Here is a 26,223-nt window from a genome sequence, read left to right as displayed (position 1 = left end):
ATGTCGCGGGGGTTGACCGGGTCTCGCGGGAGTGACTAGAAAGCCCGCTGCAATACCCGTGACCTCGTGGCTCATATATCCCGCGCGATCACTCCGGATTGCTCCAAGCCGGGTGGAAACCTCCACACCGGCTCATCCGGCGTGCCCATTTCACGTGCAGTGACGCGGGTGCGTCGATGCCGAAAGGTATTGAGGTGAAAGTTCCGTACAGGAGATATCTCTCCTGTCTTGTCGTGTCGGCGGTAGCAGGCACGTTCTTGCCACAGGCCGCGTATGGGGCTCCCCAGTCGCCCGCGACGAACGACGACAAGGGCGTCTTCGACACGGTCTCGGGCTGGTTCTCGGGCGACGAGGAGTCGGACGGGCCGGAGGCTCCGTCGACCGGTGGGACTCCCGTCCTGCCGAGCCGGGAGAAGCTGCCGAAGGGCAGGGCGGCGGCGAAGCCGAAGCGGGTCGCGGAGCTGACCGGCAGGCGGACGGCGAACGCCCGCTACTGGCAGCTGTCGGACGGCCGGGTGCAGGCCGAGGTGTCGGCGACGCCGACCGGCTACCGGGCGGGCAAGGGCTGGAAGGACATCGACCCCACCGTCGTGCCGACCGGGGCCGAGGGGTTCGTCTTCGCCAACACGACGAACGCGGCGAGCAGCTGGTTCGGCGCGGACGCGGGCAGACTGGTTCGGTTCGAGGCCGGGGCCGGGCACGCGGTGACCCTGGGGCTGAAGGGTGCGGGCGAACTCGCGCCGGTCGCGGCCGGGGACACGGTCACCTACAAGGACGCGGTGCCCGGTGCGGACCTGTCCTACCGGGTCGGCCCGGGGCGGGTGAAGGAGAACATCGTCCTGGACGCGAAGCCGTCCGGGCCGGTGTCCTTCACCTTCACCCTGGACGCGGGCGGGCTGACGCCGAAGGCGAACAAGGACGGCTCGATCTCCTTCTACGGCGAGGGCGCCGATCCGGTCCTCGTCATCCCCGCCGCGTTCATGACGGACGCGAAGAAGGACGCGAAGGCGCCGTACGGCTCCGCCTACAGCGGAAACGTCGCCCAGAAGCTGACGCGGGCGGGCAAGGGCTGGAACCTGGTCGTCACGCCGGACGCGAAGTGGCTGGCCGCCCCCGAGCGGCAGTACCCGGTCACCATCGACCCGACGCTGTCCATCGCGCCGACGCCGACCACGGCGCAGGACGTGATGATCTCCTCGGACGGTCCGACGACCAACTACGACGACAACTGGCGTCTGTCGGTCGGCAACACCTCCACCGGCGCCTCGCGCGCGCTGATCCGGTTCCCGGTGGGCAGCATCCCGGCGGGGACGAAGCTGGACTCGGCCGACCTGAAGCTGTACTTCGACCAGACGCACACCACGGGTGACACCGAGGTGCAGCTGGAGGCCCACCGGGCCACCCAGGCCTGGTCGGAGTCGACGGCGACCTGGAACAACGCCAACGCGCTCACCGGCGAGCTGTCCGGCACCGCGGTCGTGGTCGACAACGGCGAGGCCGGGCGCACCGCCGCGGTGGGTGCCTGGCCGGCGTCGGGGAACACCGCGTACACGCAGTACGCGGTCAACCAGACGTACATGTACAACAAGGACTCGGTCGCCGGTGACACGTACACCTGGCAGCCGAGTCTTCCCGAGGACGGCACCTACCAGGTCGAGACGCACAACGTCCCGGCCTCCGACCGGGCGACGAACGCGCCGTTCACCGTCAGCTACGACGGCGGGACGAAGGCCTACACGGTCAACCAGCAGGCCGGCACCGCCGGGGTGTGGAAGACCCTCGGCTCGCACCCGTTCAAGGCCGGCACGCTGGGCAAGGTCGTCCTCGGCGACGGCCCGGTCTCGACGACCACGTCGGTGATCGCGGACGCGGTGCGGTTCACCAAGGGCGGGGTGGTCACCAAGCAGCCCGGCGAGCTCAACACCTGGCACTCCTTCCCGGTGACGAAGACCGTGCAGTCCTGGATCGACGGGACGAACGTCAACAACGGGTTCGTGATCAAGGCCGGGGACGAGTCGGCGACCGGCCCCAAGGGCGGCCCTCGCTACGAGGGCAGCGAGTTCGGCTACGGCGGCGAGACCGCCAACTACCCCCGTCTCGTGCTGACCTTCGGCCGCCAGGGCGTCGACCTCGCCGCCCCGACCACGATCCACGACACCGGCGCGGAGCTGTCCTGGTCGGCGTACAACGACCCGTCCACCTCGACCGGCGACGACCTGGTCGAGTACCAGGTCCACCGCTCGGTCAGCCAGACCTTCACCCCCTCGGCCGCCACCCTGGTCGCCCCGGTCGCGCCCGGCACCACGTCGTACACCGACACCTCCGCGACCCCGACCAAGGCCGACGACCCCGACCCGTTCGGCCGCGCCTACTACTACATGGTCGCGGTCAAGACGAAGGACGGCCAGGTCGTCGCGGCGCCGACCCAGCTGGTGCGGCTGCCGAAGGCGGGCCGGACGACGAAGGTGTTCGCCGCCACGGCGGACACCACCGTGTCCTCGGCGCAGCCCACCACCGCGCACGACACGATCGACGACGCCGGCCCGAAGAACTGGCTGAGCGCGGGCAACAACTCCGCCACCTACGGCGACACCCGCGCCCTGCTGAAGTTCCCGGCCCTCGGCATCCCCGCCACCGCCCGTGTGCTGGACGCCAACGTGCGCCTGTGGTCCACCCAGACCGCCCAGGACACCCCCGGCGCCGTCTACGAGCTGCGGCCGCTGACGCGTGACTTCGACGAGTCCGCCACCTGGGCCAAGGCCGACGCCGCCACCGCCTGGACCACCCCGGGCGGCGACCTCGGCGCCGTGACGGCCGACACCGGGGCGATGACCAACGACCCGGCCCGCCACGACTGGAACGTCACCTCCCTGGCCCAGTCCTGGGTGACCACTCCCGCGTCCCAGAAGGGCGTGGCGATCAGGATGGCCGACGAGACGGCCGCACAGGAGCGCACCCTGTTCCTGTCCTCCGAGGGCACCGAGCCGCGTCTCGCGCCCCGGATCGTGGTCACGTACGTCGACTCGACCACCGAGTCGACGTACTACGCGCCGCAGACCCCGGCCCGGATGACCCCGAACAGCGACTACACGGTCGACTTCACCCTGACCAACACCACCGCCTCCACCTGGAACACGGCCGATCACGTCCTGACCTACCGGTGGACGCTGCCCGACGGCACGGACGTGACCACCGGCGGCAACCAGGTCCAGACCGCCCTGCCGTCCAACGTCGCCCCGGGTGGTTCGGTCGGCCTGCAGGCGCAGGTCAAGACGCCGATCAACTCCGACAACGGCAACAAGCGCACCGACTACGTCCTGACCTGGGACGTCTACAACAAGACGGCCGGCACCTGGACCTCCACCACCGCCGGCATCCCGGGCCTGGCCCAGAACGTGGCCGTGGAGGACCCGACCTCCAACCAGCTCGGCATGGAGAAGTTCTACTCCTACACGGGCAAGAACACCGGCGCCGGCTCGACGGTCATGAACAACACGGCGTCCGGCAACAGCGTCTGGCAGTACAACGCGTTCAACAACCCCGGCCGGGGCCTGAACACGTTCTTCCGGCTGGCCTACAACAGCCTGGACACCTCCGACACGGTCTCCGGCTACGGCTGGTCCATGCAGGCGTCGGGCCCGATCCGCCTGGGCGCTCCGCTGGAGTTCCACCCCAAGCCGCACCCGACCGAGATCCGCCTCCCGGACGGTGACGGCACCACCCACGTCTTCCGTGAGCAGCCCGACGGCTCCTGGAAGGCGCCGGCCGGTGTCCACTACAAGCTGGCCGCCAAGGCGGGCCTGGACTGCACCCCGCTGAAGGACCCGGTCCCGGACGCCTGGACGCTGACCCGTCCCGACGGCACCCGCTTCCTGTTCGGCTGCGACGGCTACCTGACCTCCACCGTGGACAAGAACGGCAACACCATGCTGTTCACCTACGAGGAGCGGAAGTCCAACAACAAGCCGACCAAGTTCCTGAAGTACGTCACCGACCCCGCGTCGCGGCAGACGATGACGGTGGACTACTTCAAGAAGGGCGACAACTCCTACGAGTACGTCTCGAGCACCGGCACCATCGCCACGGGCTCGAACCTGACCAACTCCAAGATCTACGACCACATCAAGTCGGTCACCGACGTCTCCGGTCGAAAGATCAACTTCTGGTACACCGACAAGGGTCTGCTCGGCCAGTTCACCGACGGCGTGGGCTCCTCGCAGCCCAAGGTGTTCAAGTTCACCTACGACGCCACGCAGGGCAACAAGAACGTCAAGCTGGTGGCGGCCACCGACCCCCGGGGCAACGCCACCAAGCTGGACTACTACGCCCCGCAGAACGGTGACGACCCGAAGTACCACTGGTGGACCAAGACGATCACCGACCGTCTGCAGGGCACCACGGGCTTCACCTACGCGGCCGACACGGGCAGCCCCAAGTTCACCGACACCAGGGTCACCGACGCGGAGAACCACACGTCGACCTATGTGACGGACGACTTCGCCCGCCCGGTCCAGGTCACCAACGCCAAGTCGCAGATCACCAAGCTGTCGTGGGACGCGGACAACAACGTCACGTACCTCGAGGAGGCCAACGGCGCCAAGACCGCGTACTGCTACGACCAGAAGACGGGCTACCCGCTCTGGCAGCGGGACGCCGAGAACAACAAGGCCGGCGTGCCGCCGTCCTCCGACTGCGCTCCCGGCACCTACCCGGCCAACGCGGCGAAGTACGAGTACCGAACCCGCCTGGACGGCTACTCCGCCGACCTGTTCAGGAAGACGTCCCCCGAGGGCCGTACCTGGCAGTTCGGCTACGACTCGTTCGGCAACCTGAAGACGGTCACCGACCCCAAGGGCGTCGCCACCGCGACGGCGGGTGACTACACCACGTCGTACGAGTACGACGCCTACGGCGAGCTGACCAAGGCGACGGACGCCAACGGAAACCCGACGGTCAACAGCGACTTCGGCCCGACCGGCTACCCGGCGACCATCACGGACGCGCTGGGCAAGGCCACCGGGTACGTCTACGACGAGCGCGGTCAGGTCACCCAGGTCACCGACGCACTGGGCAAGAAGACCACGCAGACGTACGACACGTTCGGACGCCCGCTGGTCAAGAGCGTGCCGAAGGACCAGAACGCCGGTGTGTTCATCACCACCCCGGCCCCGGTCTACGACGCCAACGACAACGTCACCCGGTCCAGTGCGGCCAACGGCGCCGTGTACACGGCCGAGTACGACGCGGGCGACCAGGTCACGGCCATGACCGACCCGAAGGACACCGCGTCGTCCGACGAGCGGAAGACGCTCTACACGTACGACAAGGTCGGCAACGTCACGTCCACCACGGAGCCGAAGGGCACGCTGACCACGGCGAACGCCAACGACTTCAAGACCAGCAACTACTACGACGAGATCTACCAGCTGACGTCGGTCGTCGATGCCGCAGGTGACAAGCTCTCGTACGGCTACGACAACGTCGGCAACGTCACCACGGTCGTGGACCCCAAGAAGAACGCGACCGCCGACCCCACCGACTTCACCACCAAGACCGACTACGACCTGAACCACCGGCCGACGGTCGTCACCGACGCCGCGGGCAAGACCACCAAGAAGTCCTACGACAAGGACTCGCTGGTCGTCTCGACCACGGACCCGGAGAACAACACCACGCTCATCACCTATGACGAGCGCGGCAAGAAGACCGAGGCGAAGGTCCCGCACGACGGGACCTCGACCATCACGTACCGGACGAAGAAGTACGAGTACGACCAGGTCGGCAACACGACCAAGGTCATCACCCCTCGGGGCGTGGACACGGCCGCGGCCGACGACTTCACCTCGGAGACGACGTACGACGCGCTGAACCGTCCGGCGAAGGAGTACCTGCCGTACGACCCGGCGGACGCCCGCTACAACAAGAGGGTCTACAGCGAGACGGTCTACGACGAGGTCGGCCGCGTGGCCAAGTCGTCGCTGCCGCCGTCGGAGGGCCAGTCGGTCCGCAACGACACCACCTACTCGTACTTCGACAACGGCTGGACCAAGTCGTCGACGGACCCGTGGGACATCGTCACGACGTACGACTACGACGCGCTGGGCGAGCAGACCGCCCGCACGATCACGTCGGCCGGCGGTTCGTCCAGCCGCACGATGAGCTGGACGTACTTCCCGGACGGGAAGCTCAGGTCCAAGTCGGACGACGGTGTTCCGGTCGGCAGCGCGGTCGCGCTGGTCGACAACTCCGACGGTCAGAACACCTCCGCCACGGGCACCTGGACCAAGGGCAGCCTGACCGGCCAGCAGGGCTACGACCACCAGGTCCACGCCGCCGGCGCGGGCACGGACGCCTTCACCTGGACCCTGAACATCCCCAAGGACGGCACGTACACCGCGTATGTGAAGTTCCCGCAGGTGACGGGTGCGGCCACGGCCGCCAAGTACACGGTCACCGACTCCGTCGGCGCGAAGACCGACAAGACGCTGGACCAAAAGTCCAACACGGGCAACTGGGTCTCGCTCGGCTCGTACAGCCTCAAGCAGGGCAATGCCGCCAAGCTCCAGCTGTTCCAGAACAGTGCCGGGGCGGTCGTCGCCGACGCCGTGAAGCTGGTCCGGGACAACACCGGCGACAGCGACACGGAGAAGCACGCCTTCTCCTACACCTACGACGCCAACGGCAATCTGACCTCGATCGGCGACACGTCGGCCGGGGCGAAGATCGACGCGTACACGGTCGCCTACACCGGCCTCAACGAGGTCGCCAAGGTCACCGAGGCGCTGGCGGGGCAGGACAAGGAGACCACCTCCTACACCTACGACGCCAACAGCCAGCCGGACACCGTCACCCACCCGGATCAGTACTCCAAGTACACGTATGACGTCCGGGAGCTGACCAGGTCCGTGTCCGTGGGCAAGTCCGCCACCGACACCTCGCCCAAGGTGGCGAGCTTCACCTACACCGACCGCAGCCAGAAGCTCAGGGAGACCAAGGGCAACGGCAACACGGTCGACTACACCTACTTCCTCGACGGTTCGCTGAAGAGCACCAGCGAGAAGAAGGCGAACGGCACCCTCGTCGCCTCGCACACCTACGCCTACGACGCCAACGGCAACAAGGCGCAGGACGTCGCGAAGAAGATGAACGCCGACAACCACGCGGCGTACCTCGACTCCACCACCGACTACACCTACGACCCGGTCGACCGGCTCGCCAAGGCGGTCAAGTCGGGCAACGGCGCGGGCACCGAGACCTACGTCCACGACGACAACGCCAACGTCGTCAGCCAGACGGTCAAGGGCACGTCCACGACGTTCACCTACGACCGCAACCGGCTCCAGTCCGCCTCCACGCCGGGCGCCTCCATCAGCTACAACTACGACCCCTTCGGGCGGCTGGAGACGGCCACCTCCGGGGGCTCCGTGGTCGAGCGCAACGTCTACGACGGCTTCGACCACGTGGTGGAGCACACCGCGCTCACCAGCACCACGAAGTACACCTTCGACCCGCTGGACCGCACCCAGTCGATGACCGTCGGCGGCAAGACCACCGACTACACCTACCTGGGTCTGGGCAACGAGGTGCTGACCGAGGAGGTCGCGGGTCAGCTGACCAAGTCTTACCAGTACAGCCCGTGGGGGCAGCGCCTCTCCCAGATCACGCACAAGAGCGACGGAACCGAGGAGGAGGGCTACTACGGGTACGACAGCCACAGCGACGTCGAGACGCTGACCACCAAGGACGGCGACACCAAGGCCACCTACGGCTACACGGCCTACGGCAGCAACGACGACTCCGAGTTCACCGGTGTCGACAAGCCCGACGCGGCCGACCCCACCAAGGAGGCGTACAACCCCTACCGCTTCAACGCGAAGCGCTGGGACGCCAACTCCGGCACGTACGACATGGGCTTCCGGGACTACTCCCCGGGCCTCAACCGCTTCACGACCAGGGACATGTACAACGGCGCCCTCGCCGACATGAACCTCGGCCGTGACGCGCTCACCGGCAACCGGTACGCCTTCGCCGGCGGCAACCCGACCAGCCGGATCGAGCTCGACGGGCACGGCTGGTGCGACTGGTGCTCCGACGCGCTGGACACCACCGGCGACTGGCTGTCGGAGAACGCGGACACCATCGGCGACATCGGTGGTGACCTCCTGGGCATGGCCGGCGCCTTCGGCGGCATGATGGGCGGCGGGGCCGCGATGATCCTGGGCGGTGCCGAGTGCATCGCGCTGGGCGTCGAGACCCTCGGTCTGGGATGTGTGCTCGGCGGTGCGACGGCAGTGGCCGGGTTCGGTCTGATGGCCGCGTCGGCCACGGCGCTGGTGAGCGGCGCAGGCGACCTGGGCAAGGACCTCGGCAACCTCCGCAGCACGGAAGAGAGCACGAGTTCCGGCTCGGCGAAGGACCCGGGCGCGGAGAACCCCGAGGTCACCTGGAGCACCGAGGAGTACGACGGCTGGCAGCACACGATGGATCGCCACCGCATCGGCGGAAAGGAGTACAACGCCGAGGAAAAGGGTGCGTTCATCGGCAAGGAAAAGAAGATCAAGCAGTGGATTCAGGAAGTCGTCACCAACAACAAGGCCCAGAAGAACACTGACGGCAGGGACGGGTACGTCTACGAGGGCAGGGTGAACGCCGGTCCCAACGGCGTGGGAATCCTCAGCGACAAGCAGAGCGCGGGCCTGGGGCACAAGCAGGCCTACGGAATCAGGGTCATTCTCAACCCTGATGGAAGTCTGAGGACCGCTCACCCGATTCCGTGATAGTGCTCGCGTGATACGGTGGCGCCGCCCGTTCCTGAGGGAATGGATCCATCTCCCGGTGCGGGCGGCGCCGTTCGCCAGAGATCAAAGAAGTGAGGATCGATGATTCTCGTCGATTTCGACCGAGACTCCATGCGGGAGCCCTCGGAGCAGCAGATCGGGAAGCTGGGTTCCGTCGCGGAGTGGCAGTTGCGCTACTCCTATTTCGAGGCGCAGGTCACGCTCGCTGCGGACGGCTTCGAGACGGAATCCTTCCGGGTTCCGGTTCTCGACTTCATGTACTGCCTCCTGCTGTCCGCCCAGGCGGTTCGGGAAGGTGGTGAAGGGCGCGTCAGCTTCACCGAGAGCGACATGCTCATCGAGTTCGTCCCGCAGGGAACGCAGCTGAAGATCCTGAGGTCCTGGAATCCGGTGCCCGGGTTCTGTGGAACGGGCGAATTCTTCGCCGCCGTCTCCCGGTTCACGGATGACTGCCTCAGATTCATCGTCGACCGGTATCCGGCCTTCCGGGACAACCCCACCCACCAGAAGCTGGTCGGCTTCAGGTCCGAAATGGCGTGAGGCGTCGGCGACCTCGTCGCTTCGATTGCCCGTGATCGGCCGCCGGCACTGCCGGCGGCCGATTCGCGTGATCTCGGAAGAACCCCGAAAGAACATGGGACTCGATCCCCTGTGGCGGTTCGCCGGTTTCTTCGGCGGCCGTTCCGGTTCCGTCGCCGCTGCGGAATCGTCGAGGTTCCGGACGCCGCCCGCCGGCCCCGCCCCACCGGGATGTGGCGCTGATCACAGCGCGGACCCGTGATGGTCCGGGGCCCGGTTCCGCTGGCTTGTCGGGAGGACGTGGAAGACCCGTGGCCCTCCCGAGGACCCAGAGGACCGGGGGAACGCACCGGTCCCTACACGAGGGGTGGGACCGATGGACCGAGTCAGCCGCACGCTGCGGGCCGCCGACATGAGCGGCCGCGCCTCCGTGTTCGCCTCCCGCACGGCCGCGAGGACGCGGCTCCCCCTCGACTTCTCCGCGGCCAGCCTGCGCCTCGTCGACCGCGTGGTGAACGGTCTGCGGCAGGGGGCCGGCGACCCGGCCGGCGTCGCACCGGTCCTCCAGGAACTCGGCGCTTACGTCGGCGAGGTGTTCGTCCGGCAGGCGGGGGCGCGCTGGGTCGACTTCGACGACATGACGTCCGAGCTGTTCCGGCAGCCGGTCGGCGTCCGGACCTCCGACGGGCGGGCGTGGAACCCGCTCGGCAAGGTGGTCAACCGCTTCGAGCTGGGCCCCGGCGAATCCGTTCACGAGCTCTTCCTGCTGGTCCCGCGCCTTCCCAAGAGCCTGCCGCTGTCCCGGGGAACGGCCGGCGGCCTGCGACTTCCCGCCGCGTAGGGTGATGCGCCGGGCAGCGCGACGCGGGAAGACCGAGGGAAGATTTCTTGAGGGTGGACGACACCACTCTGCAGCGCGCGGTGCAACGTGCGCAGAACGGTGACGACGAGGCGTTCGTCGACGTGTACCGGATCGTGCAGCCCGGACTTCTGGGTTACCTGCGGGGGCTCGTCGGCGACTCCGCCGAGGACGTGGCCTCCGACGCGTGGCTCGAGATAGCCCGCGACCTGGCGCGGTTCCGCGGAGACGGTGCGGGGTTCCGCGGCTGGACCGCGACCATCGCCCGCCACCGCGCGCTGGACCACCTGCGGCGCCTGCGCTCCCGGCCGCCGGCCGCCCCGTTCGAACGGGCCGTGCTCGACCTGCCCGCACCGCGGGAGACGGCCGGCGAGGCCCTGGAGGGGATGTCCACCGCCGAGGCCCTGGCCCTGGTCACGGCGCTCCCCCCGGACCAGGCCGAGGCGGTGCTGCTGCGGGTGGTCATCGGGCTCGACGGGCCCGCGGCGGCCCGGGTGCTGGGCAAGCGGGTGGGAGCCGTGCGCTCCGCCGCGCACCGCGGGCTGAAGCGGCTCGCGAAGGAACTGCTGGGATGAGTCCGGAAGACGGTATGCGGGAGCACGACGACGTCGAGGCGGTACTGGCCGCCGCCCTGCGCCCCGGGACCGTGGACGACACCGCGACCCGAGCGGCCGTCGCCGCGTTCCGCGCGGCCCGCGACACGGGCCTGCACGGACCCCGGCGCACCAGACGTCGCGACGACTGGCGGCACCCGCTCGACGCCCGAAGCGGGGCATCCGATGCGTCATGAGCCATGAGCCATGAGCCGTAAGCCATGAGCCGTAAGCCATGAGCCATGGGCCGGAGGACCTCGGCCGGAGGCCATGGCCAGGCCCGTCAGTACGGCGAGCGCCAGGGGGAGCACGGCCGGGGTCGTGACCGCCACTCCGTCACCGTCGCGTACGGCGGACACCCGGGGTTCCACTCGGGCCGCCCCGGCATCGCTCCTCACCCGGCGCACCGCCCCGGCGGCCGTGGCCGGCGCCGGGGCGGTGCGGGAGGGTCAGTACGTCAGGATGCCCGGGTCCGTCGTGCCCGCCGCGCCCGTTTCCACGTGGCCCGCCAGGCGGCGGAGGTAGTCCGCGGAGGCCGGGGACGTGACGGTGACGTCGTACCAGCGGGCGGAGGCGGAGAGCGGGACGGTGTGGGTGACGGTGGCGCCCTTGGGGACGGTCAGGGTCGCCGGGGTGCCGCCGTACGCGTTGGTGACGGTCACCGTGGCCGTGGTGCCGGCGTTGGTGAAGGTCAGCGCGAGGTCGCCCGTCGTCGCGTCGTGGCGGGCCCGGACCTCCGGGACCGCCGTCTTGCCGGGGGAGCGGAAGCGGCGGAGGAAGCCGTTGGGGCCGTGGACCGTGAGGTCGGTGACGCCCTTGCTGTACTTCGTGTTCCAGGTGTCCGCGATCGACTTGTCCGCCTCCGCCGTGTACGTCCACGGGGCGTCCGTGCGGTTCGCCGAGGTCACGTAGAACTGGGCGCCGGCCGCGGGGCCACCGCTGAAGGTGAGGCGGTAGGTGCCCGCCGACACGTCCGCCGCGCCGTCCACGTACGGCGCGTACTTCAGCGGGCGGGTCGGCTTGGCGCCCGGCTCCTGGCGGGGCATCGTGCCGGTGGCCGGGGCGGTGGCCAGGAAGTCGGGGTGGCGGTTCCTGTCCGGCGGGTAGTAGCCGGCCGTCGACGGGAGGGGGGCGGGCTGGGCGTCCGTGCGCGTGAAGTCGAAGGCCGAGGTGAGGTCGCCGCAGACCGCCCGGCGCCAGGGCGAGATGTTGGGCTCGCGCACCCCGAAGCGGCTCTCCATGAAGCGGATGACCGAGGTGTGGTCGAAGGTCTCGGAGCAGGTGTACCCGCCCTTGGACCAGGGGGAGACGACGATCATCGGGACGCGCGGGCCGAGGCCGTAGGGGCCGGCGACGTAGCCCGTCTTCCCCGGGAAGTAGTCGAGCGTCGTGGGGGTCGTCGACAGGCCCTGCGCCGCCGAGCCCGGGGCGTACGGCGGGACGACGTGGTCGAAGAAGCCGTCGTTCTCGTCGTACGTGATGAACAGCGCCGTCTTCGCCCACACGTCCGGGTTCGAGGTCAGCGCGTCCAGGACCTGCGCGATGTACCAGGCGCCGTAGTTGGCGGGCCAGTTGGCGTGCTCGGAGAAGGCCTCCGGGGCCGCGATCCAGGAGATCTGGGGCAGCCGGCCGGCCTGCACGTCGGCGCGGAGGATGTCGAAGTAGCCCTCGCCGGCCTTCGCGTTCGTGCCCGTGCGGGCCTTGTCGTGGAGCGGGTCGCCCGGCTGGGCGTTGCGGTAGTTGTTGAAGTACAGGAGGGAGTTGTCGCCGTAGTTGCCGCGGAAGGCGTCGTTGATCCAGCCCCAGGAGCCGGCCGCGTTCAGGCCGTCGCCGATGTCCTGGTAGACCTTCCAGGAGATCCCCGCCGCCTCCAGGCGCTCGGGGTAGGTGGTCCAGCCGTAGCCCGCCTCGGCGTTGTTCAGGACGGGGCCGCCGCCCGTGCCGTCGTTGCCGACGTACCCGGTCCACATGTAGTAGCGGTTCGGGTCGGTGGCTCCGATGAACGAGCAGTGGTACGCGTCGCAGATGGTGAACGCGTCGGCGAGCGCGTAGTGGAACGGGATGTCCTCACGGGTGAGGTGCGCCATCGTGGCCTTGGTCTTGGCCGGTATCCAGTTGTCGTACCTGCCCTTGTTGAAGGCGCTCTGGCCGCCCTGCCAGTCGTGGTTGAGGCCCTGGAGGTACTCCATGCCCAGCTTGTCGCTGGTCGGCCGGAAGGGGAGCGTGACCTTGCTGCCGTCCGACTGGTTCCAGACCGACTTCCCGCTGGGCAGCGTCACCGGGCGCGGGTCGCCGAAGCCCCGTACGCCCTTCATCGCCCCGAAATAGTGGTCGAAGGAACGGTTCTCCTGCATCAGGACCACGATGTGCTCGATGTCCTGGATCGTGCCGGTGGCGCCCTGCGCGGGGATCGCGGCGGCGCGGGCGATGCTCTCCGAGAGCATCGTGAACGCGGCGGCGCCGCCGGTCAGCTGCAGGAACCGGCGGCGATTGAGGTCGGCCATGGGGGAGTTGCCCTCCGGGTGTGAGTGCGACGGTGGGGGTGCGGGTGCGGCCGACCGGGCGGACCGGCCGACGGGCGCCCCAAGGAGAGCGCCCGTGGACCACCGCCAGGAGGCCGTCCCATGACTGCCCGTCGTACGGCGGACGAACCCCCCGTGCCCGAACGTGAAAACTCACAACCGAACGCCCCCGGTGGGTCGATGACCCCCAGGGGCGTGCGGGAAGCAACAGAAAGCCACGCGGAAAACTACTCGACGACGAGCTCGACCTCGATGTTTCCGCGGGTGGCCTTCGAGTAGGGGCAGAAGGCGTGCGTCTTCTTCAGCAGGGCGAGACCCGCCTCGCCCTGGAGGTGGTCGGGGAACTCGGCCCGCATCACGACCGCGAGGCCGAAGCCGCCGTCCGCCGCGTCCTTGCCGATGGAGACCTCGGCGGTCACGGAGACCTCGGAGATGTCGATCCGCTCCTGGCGGGCGATCACCCCCATGGCGCTGGCGAAGCAGGCCGCGTACCCGGCGGCGAAGAGCTGCTCCGGGTTGGTGCCCTGGCCGTTGCCGCCGAGGGCCTCGGGGTGGGCGAGGGGGAGGTCGAGCCGGCCGTCGGAGCTGACGGCGCGGCCCTCGCGGCCGTTGGCGGTGGCGACGGCGGTGTAGATCGCGTCCATGGGTTCTTCCGTTCCTCGAAGGGATCGTGTCGGGCTGCCCTCATATTGTTAGTGCGTGATTGAGTTGTGCACAACTTAATCGCGTGTGATGCGCGTCTCCCGTATCCTGGGCACCATGGACGAGGACTTCCTCCGGCTCGACAACCAGATCTGCTTCTCCCTGCACGCCGCCACCCGCGCCTTCAACGGCGTCTACCGGGGCGCGCTCAAGGAGCTGGGCCTGACCTACCCCCAGTACCTCGTCATGCTCGTGCTCTGGGAGCACGGCGAGCTGCCCGTGAAGGGGATCGGCGAGCGCCTGCGACTCGACTCCGGCACCCTGTCCCCGCTGCTCAAGCGGCTGGAGGCGGCCGGATACGTCGAGCGCCGCCGCAGCCCCGAGGACGAGCGGTCCGTCACCGTCCGCCTCACCGGCGACGGGACCGCCCTGCGCGAGAAGGCCCTCGGCGTGCCGCGCCGCATCGCCGCCGCCACCGGGCTCGACCTGGCGGAACTCGGAGAGCTGCGGGAACGGCTCCACGCCCTGGCCGCCCGGCTCGACGGCGTGGACCCGGACGACGTGGCGGCCGCCTGCGGCTGACCTCCGCTCGCACGGGGCGGCCGCCCCTACGGAGCGGTGATCACCAGCGCCGCGTTGTGCCCGCCGAAGCCCACCGACGTGGAGACCGCGAGGCGCAGCCGGGCGCCCCGGGCCGTCGTCGGGACGTCCAGGTCGACGCCCTCGCCCGGCTCCGCGAAGTTCGCGGTCGGCGGCACCGTCCCCTCCGCGAGCGACAGCACCGTGAGCGCCGCCTCCACCGCACCCGCCGCGCCCAGCAGGTGCCCGGTCACCCCCTTCGTCGACGTCACCGGAGGCCGGTGCGGAAGGAGCGCCGCCAGCACCGCCGCCTCCACCGCGTCACCGCGCGGCGTGCCCGTCCCGTGCGCGTTGACCAGGTCGACGTCGCCCGGCGCCGCGCCCGCCTCCGCGAGCGCGCCCCGGACGGCCGCCGTCAGGCCGGAGCCGTCCGGCCGGGGCGCCACCACGTGGTGCGCGTCCGACGTCGCCCCGTAGCCCGTGATCAGCGCCCGGGGCCGGACCCCGCGCGCGACGGCGTCCGCCGGGCGCTCCAGGACCAGGAACCCCGCGCCCTCCGCCATCACGAAACCGTCCCGGTCCCTGTCGAACGGCCGCAGCCCGCCCGCCGGGTCGTGGAACCGGCGGGACAGCGCGCCGAGCCGGTCGAAACCCGCCACGTAGAACGGGCTCAGCGGCGCCTCGGCCCCGCCCGCCAGGACGATGTCGCAGCGGCCCAGCGCCAGCAGGTCGAGCGCGACGCCGATCGCCGTGGCGCCCGCCGCGCACGCCGTGGTCACCGCCGTCGACGGGCCCCGCACCCCGAACTCGACGGCCAGCTGCCCCGCGACGGAGTTCGGCAGCGCGCCCGGCACCGCGAACGGCGACATGTCCCCGGGACCGTCCGTCCGCAGCACCTCGCGCTGCGCCTCGAACGTGAGCACGCCGCCCGCCCCGATCCCGGCGACCACGCCGACCCGCGCCCCGTCCCAGCCGGCGGGGTCCAGGCCGGCGTCGGCGAGCGCCTCCCGCGCGGCGACCAGCGCGAGCACCGCGCTCCGGTCGGGCCGCCGCGCCGTCACCGCCCTGCCGAGGTCCCCGGGCGGCCCGGGCGCCCGGCAGGCGAGGTACCGCAGGCCGTCCCGCTCCTCGAAGGCGGCGGTGGCCTTCCCCGCGCGGACGGTCTCCCAGGTCGTCGCGGCGTCCGCGCCGGCCGGGGTGAAGAGGCCGACGCCGGTGACGGCGGCCGCGTGGCCGCTGACCATCAGACCACCCCCGCGTACCGGGAGACGAGGCCCTCGATCGCCGCGACCGTGGGGGCCGCGTACAGCTCCTCCTCGGGGACCGGGACCCCCTGCTCCTTGCGGAGCACGAGGGCGAGTTCCGTGAGCAGGAGGGAGTCGAGACCGGCCTCCTCGCGAGTGGACTCCGGGGTGATGTCGGCCGGGTCGAGGCCGAGCGAGACGAGCAGGGTCTTCAGTTCGTCGAAGGTCATGGCGTTCCCTGTGGGCAGAGGTGGGTTCAGAGCGCGGCGCACGCGCGCGCGTGGTTCAGGCCGAGCAGCACGCACACGTCCGTCAGGAGCGGCACGTGGTACGCGAGCGGCCGGGGCCCCGCCTGGTCCGGGCGGGAGACGAAGCCGCCGTCCGGCCGCTGTCGTTCGAGCAGGTGGCGTACCGCCCGCCCGGTCGCACCCCGGGCGGGCGGCACGGTCGGTGTCCGGGCCACCGCGATCAGCGCGTACGCCGTGCTGATCGGGTCGCTCGGATCGGACGGCACGTGCCCCCAGCCGCCGTCCGCGTTCTGCGTGTCGAGCAGCCGGGACACGGCCCGCTCCCGGGCCCGCGCCACCTCCGCCCGGGCCGGATGACCGGGCGCCACGGCCAGGAAGGAGTCGTGGGCGAGGACCGTACGGAACAGGGCGTTGCTCTCGTTCAGGCTCCAGCTGCGCTCGAAGGAGCCCGCGAGCTCCTGCCGGGCCGCGACGAACCGGACGGCGGCCTCCACCGCCGACCGGTGCGCGGGCTCGGGAGCCAGCGCGTTCACGGCCGCCGCCGTTATCGCCACCTCGGAGGCGGTACCGCGCTCGAAGGTCGGGAAGCCGCCGTCCGCGCCCTGCCGGGCCAGCAGGTACCGCTCGCCGGCCGCCACCTCCGCGCCGAACCGCACCGCGGCCGTCGCCCGCAGGAACTCCACGCAGTACGAGGTGTCGTCCACGTCGCTCTGCCCGACGCCCCGGTCGAACCCCCAGCCGCCGTCGGCGTTCCGGTGCTCCACCAGGGCCGCCGCGAGGGCCCGCAGGGTGTGCGCCGGGGCTCCCGCCCCCGCCAGCGCGAGCCCGCCGGTCGCCGTCGCGAACACGTCCATCCCCGTGATGAACGGCAACCCGCCGTCCTCGCGGAGCCAGCCGCGCAGCTCCCGCGCCCGCGCCCGCACGGCCACCGCGTACCGGGGCCGCAGCCGCAGCGCGAGCAGCGCGAGGATCCGGGCGAGATGGTTGCCGTACGGGGGCGGGCCGGGCAGCGCGCAGGGTTCGAGCGCCCGCCAGTCCTCCTCCGCGACGAGCCGCGGCGCCCCCGTCCCGAAGGCGTACAGGACCTTGAGCGCGGCCATCTCCGTGATCAGCCACCGCTGCTGGCCGCGCGCCTCGAAGAGGGCCTCGGGGGAGGGGACTTCGGGGAAGGACTCGGCGCCCAGCTCGGCCAGGAGCGTCTGGAACATCAGCCGTTTGCGCCCGGCCGTGAAGTGGTCGAACGCGCCGAGCAGCCGGGCGAGCGCGCCCCGCCCGTCCACGTACTCGCCGAGGGCCGCGCGGGCGGCGGCCTCCTGCACGGGGTCGGGGGCGCCCTCGTCCACGGCCGTCTTCAGGCGGCGCGTCAGCCGCTCCTGGGCGTCCGGGTCCACACCCGTCACCGTGAGCAGCCGCAGGGCCAGGGCGGATTCCAGGATCCGGCTGTCGCACGGCGCCCGGAGCAGCCCCCCGGGCCCGGCGGCCGCCACCAGGCGGGTCGCCAGCCGCGCCCGCGCGCGGTCGAGCGGCCCGGCCCCCGGGAGGGGCTCCGGGCGGGGGCCGGGGACGGCGAGGGAGGCGCCGGGTAAGGGCAGCGCGCAGTACGTCATGGGGAGGTGTCCTTCGGTGCTGTCGTACGAGAGGGGGGACGCCGACCGGGGGCGGCCGGTGGGTGGTCAGGAGGGTGGCCGTTCAGGCGCGGGAGCCTCGGGCGCCGGCAAGGGCGCTGTTCCGTCGTGCCCGCCCTCCCCCGAGCTCTCGGCTTCGCGCGAGCAGGGGAGACCCCTTGCCCTGGCGGAACGACCGCCCGCAACGGGGGTCGGCGGGGCGAGGGGTGCCGCACGGGCTCCGCGCCCCGGGCGGTCAGCCGGGGAAGAGGCGCCGTACCGCCTCCGCGCCGGCCGGGACCATCGGGGTGTAGCCGCCGGTCAGGACCGCGAGCGGCGCGACGAAACCGCACCAGGCGATCTCGCCCGGATCCGGTCGGGGCGCGCGGTCCGCCACCCAGCGGTGGACCGTCAGGAAGCAGGCGCCGTGCGGATCGTCGACGCGGAGCCGGTACGCCTCCGTCAGGCCGGGCGCCCGCTCCCAGCCCAGCTCCTCCCGGAGCTCCCGGAGCGCGGCCGCCCGGTACTCCTCGCCGCTGCGGACCGCCCCGCCGATCAGGACGTCGTAGTGGTCCGGGTAGGCCGGTGCCGAGGCGGTCCGCCGGTAGAGGAGGACCCGGCCGGCGTGGTCGGTGCAGACGGTCGCCGCGTACCGGCGGAGCAGTCCGGCCGGCGGCCCGGCGGTCCGTCCGCCCTGGGCGACCACCCGGTCCCGGGGATCGACGTAGTCGACGCGCTCGGAGCCGCACCCCTCGGAGCCGTACCCCTGGGAGGCGCACCCCTGGGAGGCGCACCCCTGGGAAGCGCACCCCGCGGGCGGGAACGCGTCGGGCGGGAACGCCCCGGGCGGGCGCCTGTCCGGTGCGGGCGCGTTCACGTCCGCTCGCGGACGCGCGCGTGCAGCGGGCCGGCCGGGCGCAGGTTGATGCCGAAGACGGGCTCGCCCACCGGCCCGGTCGTCTCGACCGTGAACCGGGCGAGGAGCGCGCCGAGCAGCACCTCCATCTCCCGCATCGCGAACCGCGTCCCGAGACAGGCCCGCGGGCCGATGCCGAAGGGGAGGTACGCGCCGGGCGGCAGCGGCGACCGGGCCGGAAAGCGGCCGGGGTCGAAGGTGTCGGGCTCCGGCCAGACCTCCGGGTCGCGGTGGGTCAGATAGGGGCAGACGAGGAGGTCCGTACCGGCGGGGATCGCCCAGCCGTCCAGCGTCTCGTCCGCCGGGCTGTGCCGGGGCAGCAGCCAGCCCGTCGGGTAGAGCCGCAGCGTCTCGGAGAGCGCCGCCTCGACGGCCGAGGCGTCCACCGCCGCCCGCTCCATGACCTCCGGGTGCGCGTCGAGCAGGACGAACGCCCAGGTCAGCGTGCGGGCACTGCTCTCGTACCCGGCGACGAGCAGGGTGACGAGCTCGTCGCGGATCAGCCGGTCCGTGTACGCCGGATCCGTCTCGGCCGCGTCGAGCAGCCGACCCAGGACGCCGGGGCCCGGCTCGCGGTCCACGCCCGCCGCGCGGGATCCGGCCCCGGTGTCGTCCCTCCGGTGGCGGACGCGGGCGTCGGCGAGCGCCCGGAGGATCCGCTCGTCGAGCGCGGCGATCGCCGTCTCGACCTCCGGCGGCAGCGCGGTCGCGCCGCCCACGTCGGCGGGGAGCGCGGCGACGATGTCCTGCACGGCCGCCAGGTCGACGTACGTCTCCTGGTCGAGGGGCCGGTCCGTCAGCGAGCGCCAGATCGTGTCGACCGTGAAGAACTGCACGTCCTCGGCGATGTCGGTCGGCTCGCCCCGGCGCGCCCGATCCGCCCAGCGGTCGACGACGCACGCCGCCGCCCCCGCGATGTGGTGCTCCCAGCGCTGGACGCCCCGGCCCGTGAACATCGCCTGGAGCAGCTTCCGTTGGGACCGCCAGGCCTCGCCCGTGGCGGTGATCATGCCGTTTCCGAGGAGGGGTCTCGCCCGGTGCGACCGCTTCACGTACCGGTCGCCGCCGACGCCGAGCACCTGGTGCACGTGCCGGGGCTCCGTGACCAGGACCGCCGCCCGGCCGCCGCGGTGGAAGCCGGTCAGCCGGCCCGGCGTGTGCGCCTGGCGGAGGAGGTCGACGAGGGGTGCTCCGGAGGCGGCCCAGGCCGCCACGACGCCGTCGTCGAGGAAGTCGGGGAGCACGCCATCCGTCACGCATTGCGATTGCATGATGACGTATCGTAGCGCTCCGTGCGATCTTCAGATCCAATTCGATCTTCCGCGGCGGTGCCGCTCGGGGTGCTCGACCGGCTCTCCCTCGACGTGGCGGCGCTGCACGCGACGGACTCCGCCCTGCACCTCGGCGCCCTGATCCTCTTCGAGGGGGAACCGCCGCCCCGCGCAAGGGTGTTGGATCATCTGGGACCTCGCGTCGGCCTGCTCCCCGAGCTCGCCCACCGGCTCGCGGACGAGGCGGGCCGCCCCCGCTGGGAACCCGACCCCGGCTTCGATCCCGATCATCACCTGTACGAGCTACCCGGAGGCGCCGACCCGTTGACGGTCGCCGCCGAGCTGCTGCGGCAACCCCTGCCGCGCGACCGGCCGTTGTGGGGGATCTGGCTCGTCCGCCGGGCCGGCGGCGGACGTTGGGGGCTCTGCTACCGGGCCCACCACGCCTTCCAGGACGGTGCCGCCGCCGTCGCCACCCTGGAGCGGCTGCTCGGTCCCGAGGGGGCGCCGCGCCCCAGGGCGCTCGCCTTCCGGCCGCCACGGCCCGTGCGCTGGGCCGCCGTCCTCCCCGAGTTCCGGCCGCCGCGCCGCGTCACCTGGTGGCCGGCGCTCGACACCCCGCCCGCCCAGTCCTACGCCGCCGCGTTCGCCGACGTCGACACCGCCCGGCTGCACGCCCTCGGCCGTCTGACCGGGGCCACCGTCCCGCAGCTCTGCCTGGCCCTGACCGCCGGGGCGCTGCGCGCCTGGCACCCCGACGGCTGGGGGCCGGACGGCCCCGGCCACGGCCGGGGGCTGCGCGCCAACCTCGGGATCGGCGTCCGGGACCCCGAGGACCCCCACCCCCTGCTCGGCAACCGGGTCGCCGTCGCCGGGGTCGACCTCCCCTGCGGCGAACCCGACCCGGCCCTGCGGCTCGCCCGGCTCGGAGACGCCCTCGACCACACCCGGCTCGCCCGGCTCGCCGACGCCCACCGGGTCGTCCTGCGCGGACTCCCGTACCGGATCGGCCGTCTGGCGCTCGCCCGCAGCATCGACGCCCGGTACACCCCGCTCGGCGTCGCCGACCTCCGGATCCGGCAGCCGCTCGGCTTCGCCGGATCCCCCGCCGCCGGGGTGTACGCCCTGCCGGTCATGGTGCCGGGCCAGCCGCTCTTCGTCGCCTGGCTCACGCACCGCCGCCGCCTCCACGTCACCTTCCTCACCGACCGCGCCCTCGCCGGCGCCGAACGGCTGCCGGAGGCCTGGGTGTCGACCCTCGCCGCGTACGAACAGGGGGCGGCCGACGGGGCGTTCGCGGCGTTCGCGCGGGCCGGAGCCACGGTGGGGGCGCCGTGAGCGAGCCGAATCCGCACCCGGACCCGCACCCGGACCCGGCCCCGAACCCGCACCCAGCCCCGAATTCGCACCCCCACCCGCACCCGGACCCGGACCCGAAGCCCCGGCACGGCCGAGCGCCCTCGTTCCGGCACGGGCAGGCTCCCGGGGCGTGGCCGCTGCTCGGGCACCTGCCGTACCTGGCCACCCGGCCGCTGGCCTTCCTCGACTCGCTGCCCGGCCACGGCGACGTGGTCCGGGTGCGGATGGGGACCCGGACCGCCCACGTCGTCAGCCACCCCGCGCTCGTCCGTCGCGTCCTCACCGACCGCGGCTCCTTCGACCGGAGCGGCGCCCTGTACGAGAAGGTCCGCGCGCTCCTCGGCAACGGCCTCGCCACCTGCCCGAACGCCGAGCACCGGGACCAGCGCCGCGTCCTCCAGCCGGCTTTCCACCCCTCCCTCATGGGCCGCTACGCCGCCGTGATGACGGCCGAGGCCCAGGCCCTGACCGCGCCCTGGCGGTCCGGAGCGGTCGTCGACGTCACCGAGGAGGCGTTCCGGCTCACGACCGCCGTCGCCGTCCGCACCCTCTTCTCCGCCGGCATCACCCCGCGCGCCGCGGAGGAGCTGCGCGAGGCCCTCGAAGTCCTGCTGCGCGGCGTCTACACGCGGGTCGTGGCGCCGGCCGTCGACCGGGTGCCCTCCCCGTCCCGCCGCCGCTACCAGCGGGCCCTGGGCCGCTGGCGCACGGGCGTCGCCGCCATCGTCGCCTCGTACCGGGCGACCGGCGTGGACCACGGGGACGCCCTCTCGCTGCTGCTCGCCGTGCGGGACGAGCACGGCCGGTCCCTGTCGGACGCCGAACTCGGCGACCAGGTCGCCACCCTCGTCCTGGCCGGCGCCGAGACCACCTCCTCGGTCGTCGCCTGGGCCCTGCGCCTCCTGGCCGACCACCCCGAGGCCACCGCCCGGCTGCACGAGGAGCTCGACGCGGTCCTCCCGGGGCGCCCGGTCTCCCCGGACGACCTGTCCCGGCTGCCGTACACCGGCGACGTGGTGCGCGAGGCGCTCCGCCTCTTTCCGCCGGCCTGGGCGGTCACCCGCACCACCACCCGCGAGACCGAGCTGGCGGGGAGGCCGCTGCCGCCCGGCTCCACGGTCATCTGCTGCCTCTACCTGCTCCAGCGGCGCCAGGACCTCTTCCCGGACGCGGCACGCTTCGACCCCGGGCGCTGGACGGCGGGGGAGGTGCCGAGGGACGCCTGGCTGCCGTTCGGGCTCGGCGCCACCAAGTGCGTCGGGGACGTCTTCGGCACGGTCGAGGCCACCCTCGCGATCGCCGCGATCGCCTCGCGCTGGCGCCTGACGCCGGTCTCGCCGCGCCCGCCCCGCCCGGTCCCGCGCATCGTCCTCTCCCCGGGACCGCAGCCGATGCGACTCGCCGAACGGTGAGCGCGGAGGCGGGTGGCGGCCTCCGTTCATCGAATTGTAAGGAGCATCAACAGTGATCGCCCCTATACTCACCCCATGTCCGACATCACCATCCGGCGTGCCACCGCCGACGACTCCCCGCGGCTCACCCGGCTCGTCCGGACCTCAGGGGCCTACCGGGGCGACTACGCCGCCATGGTCGAGGGCTACCAGGTCGGCGGCCCGTACATCGAGCACCACCCCGTCTTCGCCGCCGTCGACGACGCCGACGGCGGCCGGGTGCTCGGCTTCTACGCCCTCCTCGTCGACGAGGCCGAACTCGACCTCGCGTTCGTCGCCGACGCGGCCCAGGGACTCGGCATAGGCCGGCTCCTCATGGAGCACATGACCGGACAGGCCCGGGCCGCCGGGCTCGACTCCGTACGGGTCGTCGCCCACCCGCCCGCCGAGGAGTTCTACCTGCGGACCGGCGCCGTCCGCACCGGCACCGTGCGCCCCACCGGACGCATCCACTGGGAGCGCCCCGAGCTGCGGTACGACGTCGCGTGACCGCCGCCCAGGACACCCAGGAGCGGGAGCGGGACCGCCGCAAGGTCTTCGCCGACCTCACCCCGCTGCGCACCTCCGCGCACTACCGCCGCCTCTGGTTCGGGAACACCGTCTCCTGGGTCGGACAGGGCATGACGGCCCTCGCCGTCTCCCTCCAGGTGTACGACATCACCCGTTCGCCCTTCTCCGTCGGGCTCGTCGGCCTCTTCGCCCTCGTCCCGCTGATCGTCTTCGGCCTGTACGGCGGCGCCATCGCCGACACCATGGACCGGCGCAAGCTCGGCCTCGCCAGCGCGAGCGGCTCCGCCGTGCTCTCCATCGCCCTCGCGGGCGCCGCGTTCGCCGGCTTCCACCACGTCTGGTTCCTGTACGGGATCGTCGCCCTCCAGGCCGTGTGCAACGCGCTCAACGCACCCGCCCGCTCCTCGATGATCCCCCGGCTCCTGCCGCCCGAGCAGCTGCGCGCCGCCAACGCGCTCAACTCGATGGTCATGACCTTCGGCACGCTCGTCGGGCCCAGCCTCGGCGGCCTGATCGTCGGGTTCGCCGGCTACCAGACCGCGTACCTCGTGGACGCCGTCGCCTTCACCGCGAGCCTGTACGCGATGTGGCGGCTGCCGTCCATGCTCCCCGAACGCACGGGGAGCAAGAGGGCCTCGGTCCTCGACGGGCTCCGCTTCCTCGCCACCCGCCCCAACCTGCGCATGACGTTCTTCTCGGACTTCTGCGCGATGATCCTCGCCCACCCCCGCGCCCTGTTCCCGGCCGTCGCCGTCCTCTGGTACGGCGGCGACGCCAGGACCACCGGACTCCTCGTGGCCGCGCCCGCGTTCGGGGCGCTCCTCGGCGGAGTGCTGTCCGGCTGGCAGGGCCGGATCCGCCACCACGGGCAGGCGATCCTGCTCGCCGTCGCCTCCTGGGGCACGGCCGTCGCGGTCTTCGGACTGACCCGGAACCTCTGGCTCGGGCTCCTCCTGCTCGCCCTCGCCGGCTACTCCGACACCGTCTCGATGATCTTCCGGAACACGATGATGCAGGTCGCCGCCCCGGACGAGATGCGCGGCCGGCTCCAAGGCGTCTTCATCGTGGTCGTCGCGGGCGGGCCCCGCCTCGGCGACTTCCTGGCGGGCTCCGTCGCGGACCTCACCTCGCCGACGGTCGCCATCACCGGCGGCGGGATCGCCTGCGTCGTCGCGATCGGACTCCTCGCCCTGTACGGACGCGGATTCCGCCGCTACGACGCCCACGACCCGACCCCCTGACGCCCACGCCCCGACTCCCTGACGCCCCGGACGTCCGTGCCCCGGCCTCCCCCGGCGCCCCCGAACGGCCCCTGCCGACCCGACGGTCGGCAGGGGCTCCGCTCAACCGGCCACAGGCAGGGCCTTCTTCAGCACCTTGCCCATGTCGTTGCGGGGCAGCGCGTCGAGGTAGCGCACCACCCGGGGACGCTTGTGCGGCGCGAGCAGCCCCGCCACGTGGTCGGCGAGCTCCGCCTCCGCCGGCGGCTTCTCCCCGTCCTGCGGCACGATCCAGGCCACGATCCGCTCGCCCAGATCGGGATCCGGTTCACCCGTGACGGCCGCCTCCCGGACGCCGGGGTGGTCGAGGAGCGCGTTCTCGATCTCCCCCGCACCGATCTTGTAGCCGCCGCTCTTGATCAGGTCCGTCGCCTTCCGGCCCACCAGACGCACCCCGCCGTCCGCCTCGCGGACCGCCATGTCGCCGGTGCGGAACCAGTCGCCGTCGAAGGCCGCCGCCGTCGCGTCCGGCCGGTTCAGATAGCCGGAGAAGAGGTTCGGGCCGCGCACCTGCACCTCGCCGACCGTCTCCCCGTCGAGCTCCTCCAGGACGGAGCCGTCCTCGTCCACGAGCCGCAGGTCCACGCCGGCGAGCGGCGTCCCGACCGACCCCGGCCGGGGCTCGCCGCCCGGGCGCACGCTGGTGTTCATGAGCGTCTCGCTCATCCCGTACCGCTCCACGACCGTCCGGCCCGTCGCCGCCGCGATCCGCTCGTGGTCGTGCACGGGAAGCGCCGCCGAACCGGAGACGAGGAGCCGGGCCCCGGCCAGGGCGGCGGTGAGGCCCGTGTCCTCCTCCAGTGCGTCCGCGATCCGGTGGTACATCGTCGGTACGCCGAAGAGCACGGTCCCGCCGTCGCCCAGCTCCCGTCCGACGCCCTCCACGGAGAAGGCCCCCAGGTGCCGGACCTCGCCGCCGCGCCGCAGCGGGCCCAGGATCCCGAGGACCAGCCCGTGCACGTGGAACAGCGGCAGCGCGTGCACCAGGACGTCGTCCGCCGTCCACGACCAGGCCTCCGCCAGGGCGTCCAGGGAGGCGGCGACCGCGCGGCGCGAGAGGAGGACGCCCTTCGGGGGGCCGGTCGTGCCGGAGGTGTAGACGACGAGCGCGGTCGTCTCGGGATCGACGGTCGCGGGCTTGGGCGGGGCGTCCGGTCCGGTGAGCTCCACGTCGACCCGGGGGAGCGCCGCGAGCCCCGCCGGCAGCTCGTCCTCCGGGCCCGCGAGCACGAGGTCGGGCGTGCTGTCGCCGAGGATGTGCGCCAACTCCCGCCGGCCGGTCCGCGGATTGAGCGGTACGGCCGGCACGCCGGCGAGCAGGGCGGCGACCACGGCGACGGCCGTGCGGGCGGTGGGCGTCGCCCAGACGGCGACCCGGCCCGCACCGCCGATCCGCCCGGCCAGGGCGCCGGCGGCGCGGGCCAGTTCGGCGTACGTCAGGGCGTCGGGGCCGACGCGGAGGGCGGGGCGGTCGTCGGACGGGTCCACGAGCTCGGGAAACAGCGCACTCACCGGTCGTACTCCTCGGGTACTCGAGGGCGAGGGGTTACGCAACGCATTCTGCCCCCCGAGCCCCCGCCGCGGGCCGCACCGCCGGGCCGCCCCCCGCTCGTGCACGCCCACGCCCTGCGGGGCGGCACCCCACCCACCCGGCCGCGGGCTACGCCCGCCGGGCGGTGCCCCCGCCGCCCCTGTTGTGGGCGCGCCCGCCGGGCGGTGCCCACCCCCGCGCGCCCCGTTGTGGGCAGTCGTTCCGCTGGGGCGGAACGGGTGGGCACAACGGACCCGCGCCCTGCCGGCGCCAGAGGCTCATGCGCCTGAACCCGCA

18 protein-coding genes are annotated in these 26,223 nt (G+C 72.3%); 10 read left to right on the top strand and 8 right to left on the bottom strand.

Going from position 1 to position 26,223, the window contains the following annotated elements; all coding sequences use genetic code 11:
• The first annotated feature begins 176 nt into the window (after positions 1-176).
• From ACIGW4_RS07960 to ACIGW4_RS07940, 5 genes are all read left to right on the top strand, one after another.
• The gene (locus ACIGW4_RS07960; RefSeq protein ID WP_399579160.1) at positions 177-8,777 is read left to right on the top strand and encodes a DNRLRE domain-containing protein; all 8,601 of its coding nucleotides are present in this window, start codon (positions 177-179) and stop codon (positions 8,775-8,777) included.
• A gap of 102 nt (positions 8,778-8,879) precedes the next feature.
• Positions 8,880-9,338: a hypothetical protein gene (locus tag ACIGW4_RS07955; protein WP_399579158.1), complete on the top strand. Its 459-nt coding sequence runs from the start codon at positions 8,880-8,882 to the stop codon at positions 9,336-9,338.
• Between the two features lie 355 nt (positions 9,339-9,693).
• Positions 9,694-10,158, top strand: a complete 465-nt coding sequence (locus ACIGW4_RS07950) for a hypothetical protein (RefSeq protein ID WP_399579156.1) — start codon at positions 9,694-9,696, stop codon at positions 10,156-10,158.
• Between the two features lie 47 nt (positions 10,159-10,205).
• Positions 10,206-10,751, top strand: coding sequence for an RNA polymerase sigma factor (locus tag ACIGW4_RS07945; RefSeq protein WP_359592256.1), 546 nt, complete (start codon positions 10,206-10,208; stop codon positions 10,749-10,751).
• Positions 10,748-10,966: a hypothetical protein gene (locus ACIGW4_RS07940; protein ID WP_148086869.1), complete on the top strand. Its 219-nt coding sequence runs from the start codon at positions 10,748-10,750 to the stop codon at positions 10,964-10,966. The genes ACIGW4_RS07945 and ACIGW4_RS07940 overlap by 4 nt, the downstream gene beginning before the upstream one ends.
• Positions 10,967-11,218: 252 nt before the next feature.
• On the opposite strand, the gene ACIGW4_RS07935 is transcribed toward ACIGW4_RS07940, so the two are convergent.
• Both ACIGW4_RS07935 and ACIGW4_RS07930 read right to left on the bottom strand, forming a co-directional pair.
• Positions 11,219-13,273 carry a phosphocholine-specific phospholipase C gene (locus ACIGW4_RS07935; RefSeq protein ID WP_123452040.1) on the bottom strand — a complete coding sequence of 685 codons (2,055 nt, stop codon included), beginning with the start codon at positions 13,271-13,273 and terminating at the stop codon, positions 11,219-11,221.
• A 245-nt stretch (positions 13,274-13,518) separates the two neighbouring features.
• Positions 13,519-13,935 (bottom strand): organic hydroperoxide resistance protein, encoded by a 417-nt coding sequence (locus tag ACIGW4_RS07930; protein WP_123452038.1) that lies wholly within the window; start codon positions 13,933-13,935, stop codon positions 13,519-13,521.
• 115 nt (positions 13,936-14,050) lie between these two features.
• Here ACIGW4_RS07930 and ACIGW4_RS07925 point away from each other — a divergent pair, with 115 nt between their 5' ends.
• Entirely contained in the window at positions 14,051-14,515 is a 465-nt protein-coding gene (locus tag ACIGW4_RS07925) for a MarR family winged helix-turn-helix transcriptional regulator (RefSeq protein WP_260174349.1), read from the top strand.
• 26 nt (positions 14,516-14,541) lie between these two features.
• On the opposite strand, the gene ACIGW4_RS07920 is transcribed toward ACIGW4_RS07925, so the two are convergent.
• The 5 genes from ACIGW4_RS07920 to ACIGW4_RS07900 form a co-directional block, all read right to left on the bottom strand.
• A complete protein-coding gene (locus tag ACIGW4_RS07920; RefSeq protein WP_399579149.1) occupies positions 14,542-15,756 on the bottom strand; it encodes a beta-ketoacyl-[acyl-carrier-protein] synthase family protein in 1,215 nt (404 codons plus the stop codon).
• Positions 15,756-15,986, bottom strand: a complete 231-nt coding sequence (locus ACIGW4_RS07915; protein ID WP_123452032.1) for an acyl carrier protein — start codon at positions 15,984-15,986, stop codon at positions 15,756-15,758. The genes ACIGW4_RS07920 and ACIGW4_RS07915 overlap by 1 nt, the downstream gene beginning before the upstream one ends.
• Positions 15,987-16,012: 26 nt before the next feature.
• Positions 16,013-17,611: a prenyltransferase/squalene oxidase repeat-containing protein gene (locus ACIGW4_RS07910; RefSeq protein WP_399579146.1), complete on the bottom strand. Its 1,599-nt coding sequence runs from the start codon at positions 17,609-17,611 to the stop codon at positions 16,013-16,015.
• A 253-nt stretch (positions 17,612-17,864) separates the two neighbouring features.
• Positions 17,865-18,485 (bottom strand): NUDIX domain-containing protein, encoded by a 621-nt coding sequence (locus ACIGW4_RS07905; protein ID WP_399579143.1) that lies wholly within the window; start codon positions 18,483-18,485, stop codon positions 17,865-17,867.
• Positions 18,482-19,780 carry a cytochrome P450 gene (locus ACIGW4_RS07900; RefSeq protein ID WP_398708862.1) on the bottom strand — a complete coding sequence of 433 codons (1,299 nt, stop codon included), beginning with the start codon at positions 19,778-19,780 and terminating at the stop codon, positions 18,482-18,484. Before ACIGW4_RS07900 ends, ACIGW4_RS07905 begins: the two co-directional genes overlap by 4 nt.
• Before the next feature lie 72 nt (positions 19,781-19,852).
• On the opposite strand from ACIGW4_RS07900, the gene ACIGW4_RS07895 reads away from it, so the two are divergent.
• The 4 genes from ACIGW4_RS07895 to ACIGW4_RS07880 all read left to right on the top strand — a co-directional run bounded on the left by ACIGW4_RS07895 (position 19,853) and on the right by ACIGW4_RS07880 (position 24,356).
• Positions 19,853-21,133, top strand: a complete 1,281-nt coding sequence (locus tag ACIGW4_RS07895; RefSeq protein ID WP_399579139.1) for a wax ester/triacylglycerol synthase domain-containing protein — start codon at positions 19,853-19,855, stop codon at positions 21,131-21,133.
• Positions 21,130-22,566, top strand: coding sequence for a cytochrome P450 (locus ACIGW4_RS07890; protein ID WP_399579137.1), 1,437 nt, complete (start codon positions 21,130-21,132; stop codon positions 22,564-22,566). Before ACIGW4_RS07895 ends, ACIGW4_RS07890 begins: the two co-directional genes overlap by 4 nt.
• Before the next feature lie 75 nt (positions 22,567-22,641).
• Positions 22,642-23,094 carry a GNAT family N-acetyltransferase gene (locus ACIGW4_RS07885; protein WP_359592244.1) on the top strand — a complete coding sequence of 151 codons (453 nt, stop codon included), beginning with the start codon at positions 22,642-22,644 and terminating at the stop codon, positions 23,092-23,094.
• Positions 23,091-24,356 carry an MFS transporter gene (locus ACIGW4_RS07880; RefSeq protein WP_398708870.1) on the top strand — a complete coding sequence of 422 codons (1,266 nt, stop codon included), beginning with the start codon at positions 23,091-23,093 and terminating at the stop codon, positions 24,354-24,356. Before ACIGW4_RS07885 ends, ACIGW4_RS07880 begins: the two co-directional genes overlap by 4 nt.
• A 102-nt stretch (positions 24,357-24,458) precedes the next feature.
• On the opposite strand, the gene ACIGW4_RS07875 is transcribed toward ACIGW4_RS07880, so the two are convergent.
• Positions 24,459-25,907: an acyl-CoA synthetase gene (locus tag ACIGW4_RS07875; RefSeq protein WP_399579133.1), complete on the bottom strand. Its 1,449-nt coding sequence runs from the start codon at positions 25,905-25,907 to the stop codon at positions 24,459-24,461.
• Positions 25,908-26,223 lie beyond the last annotated feature (316 nt).

It is taken from the genome of Streptomyces sp. NPDC053513, from assembly GCF_044544765.1.
GTDB lineage: Bacteria > Actinomycetota > Actinomycetes > Streptomycetales > Streptomycetaceae > Streptomyces > Streptomyces litmocidini.
This window is presented reverse-complemented; position numbering and strand designations above follow the sequence as displayed.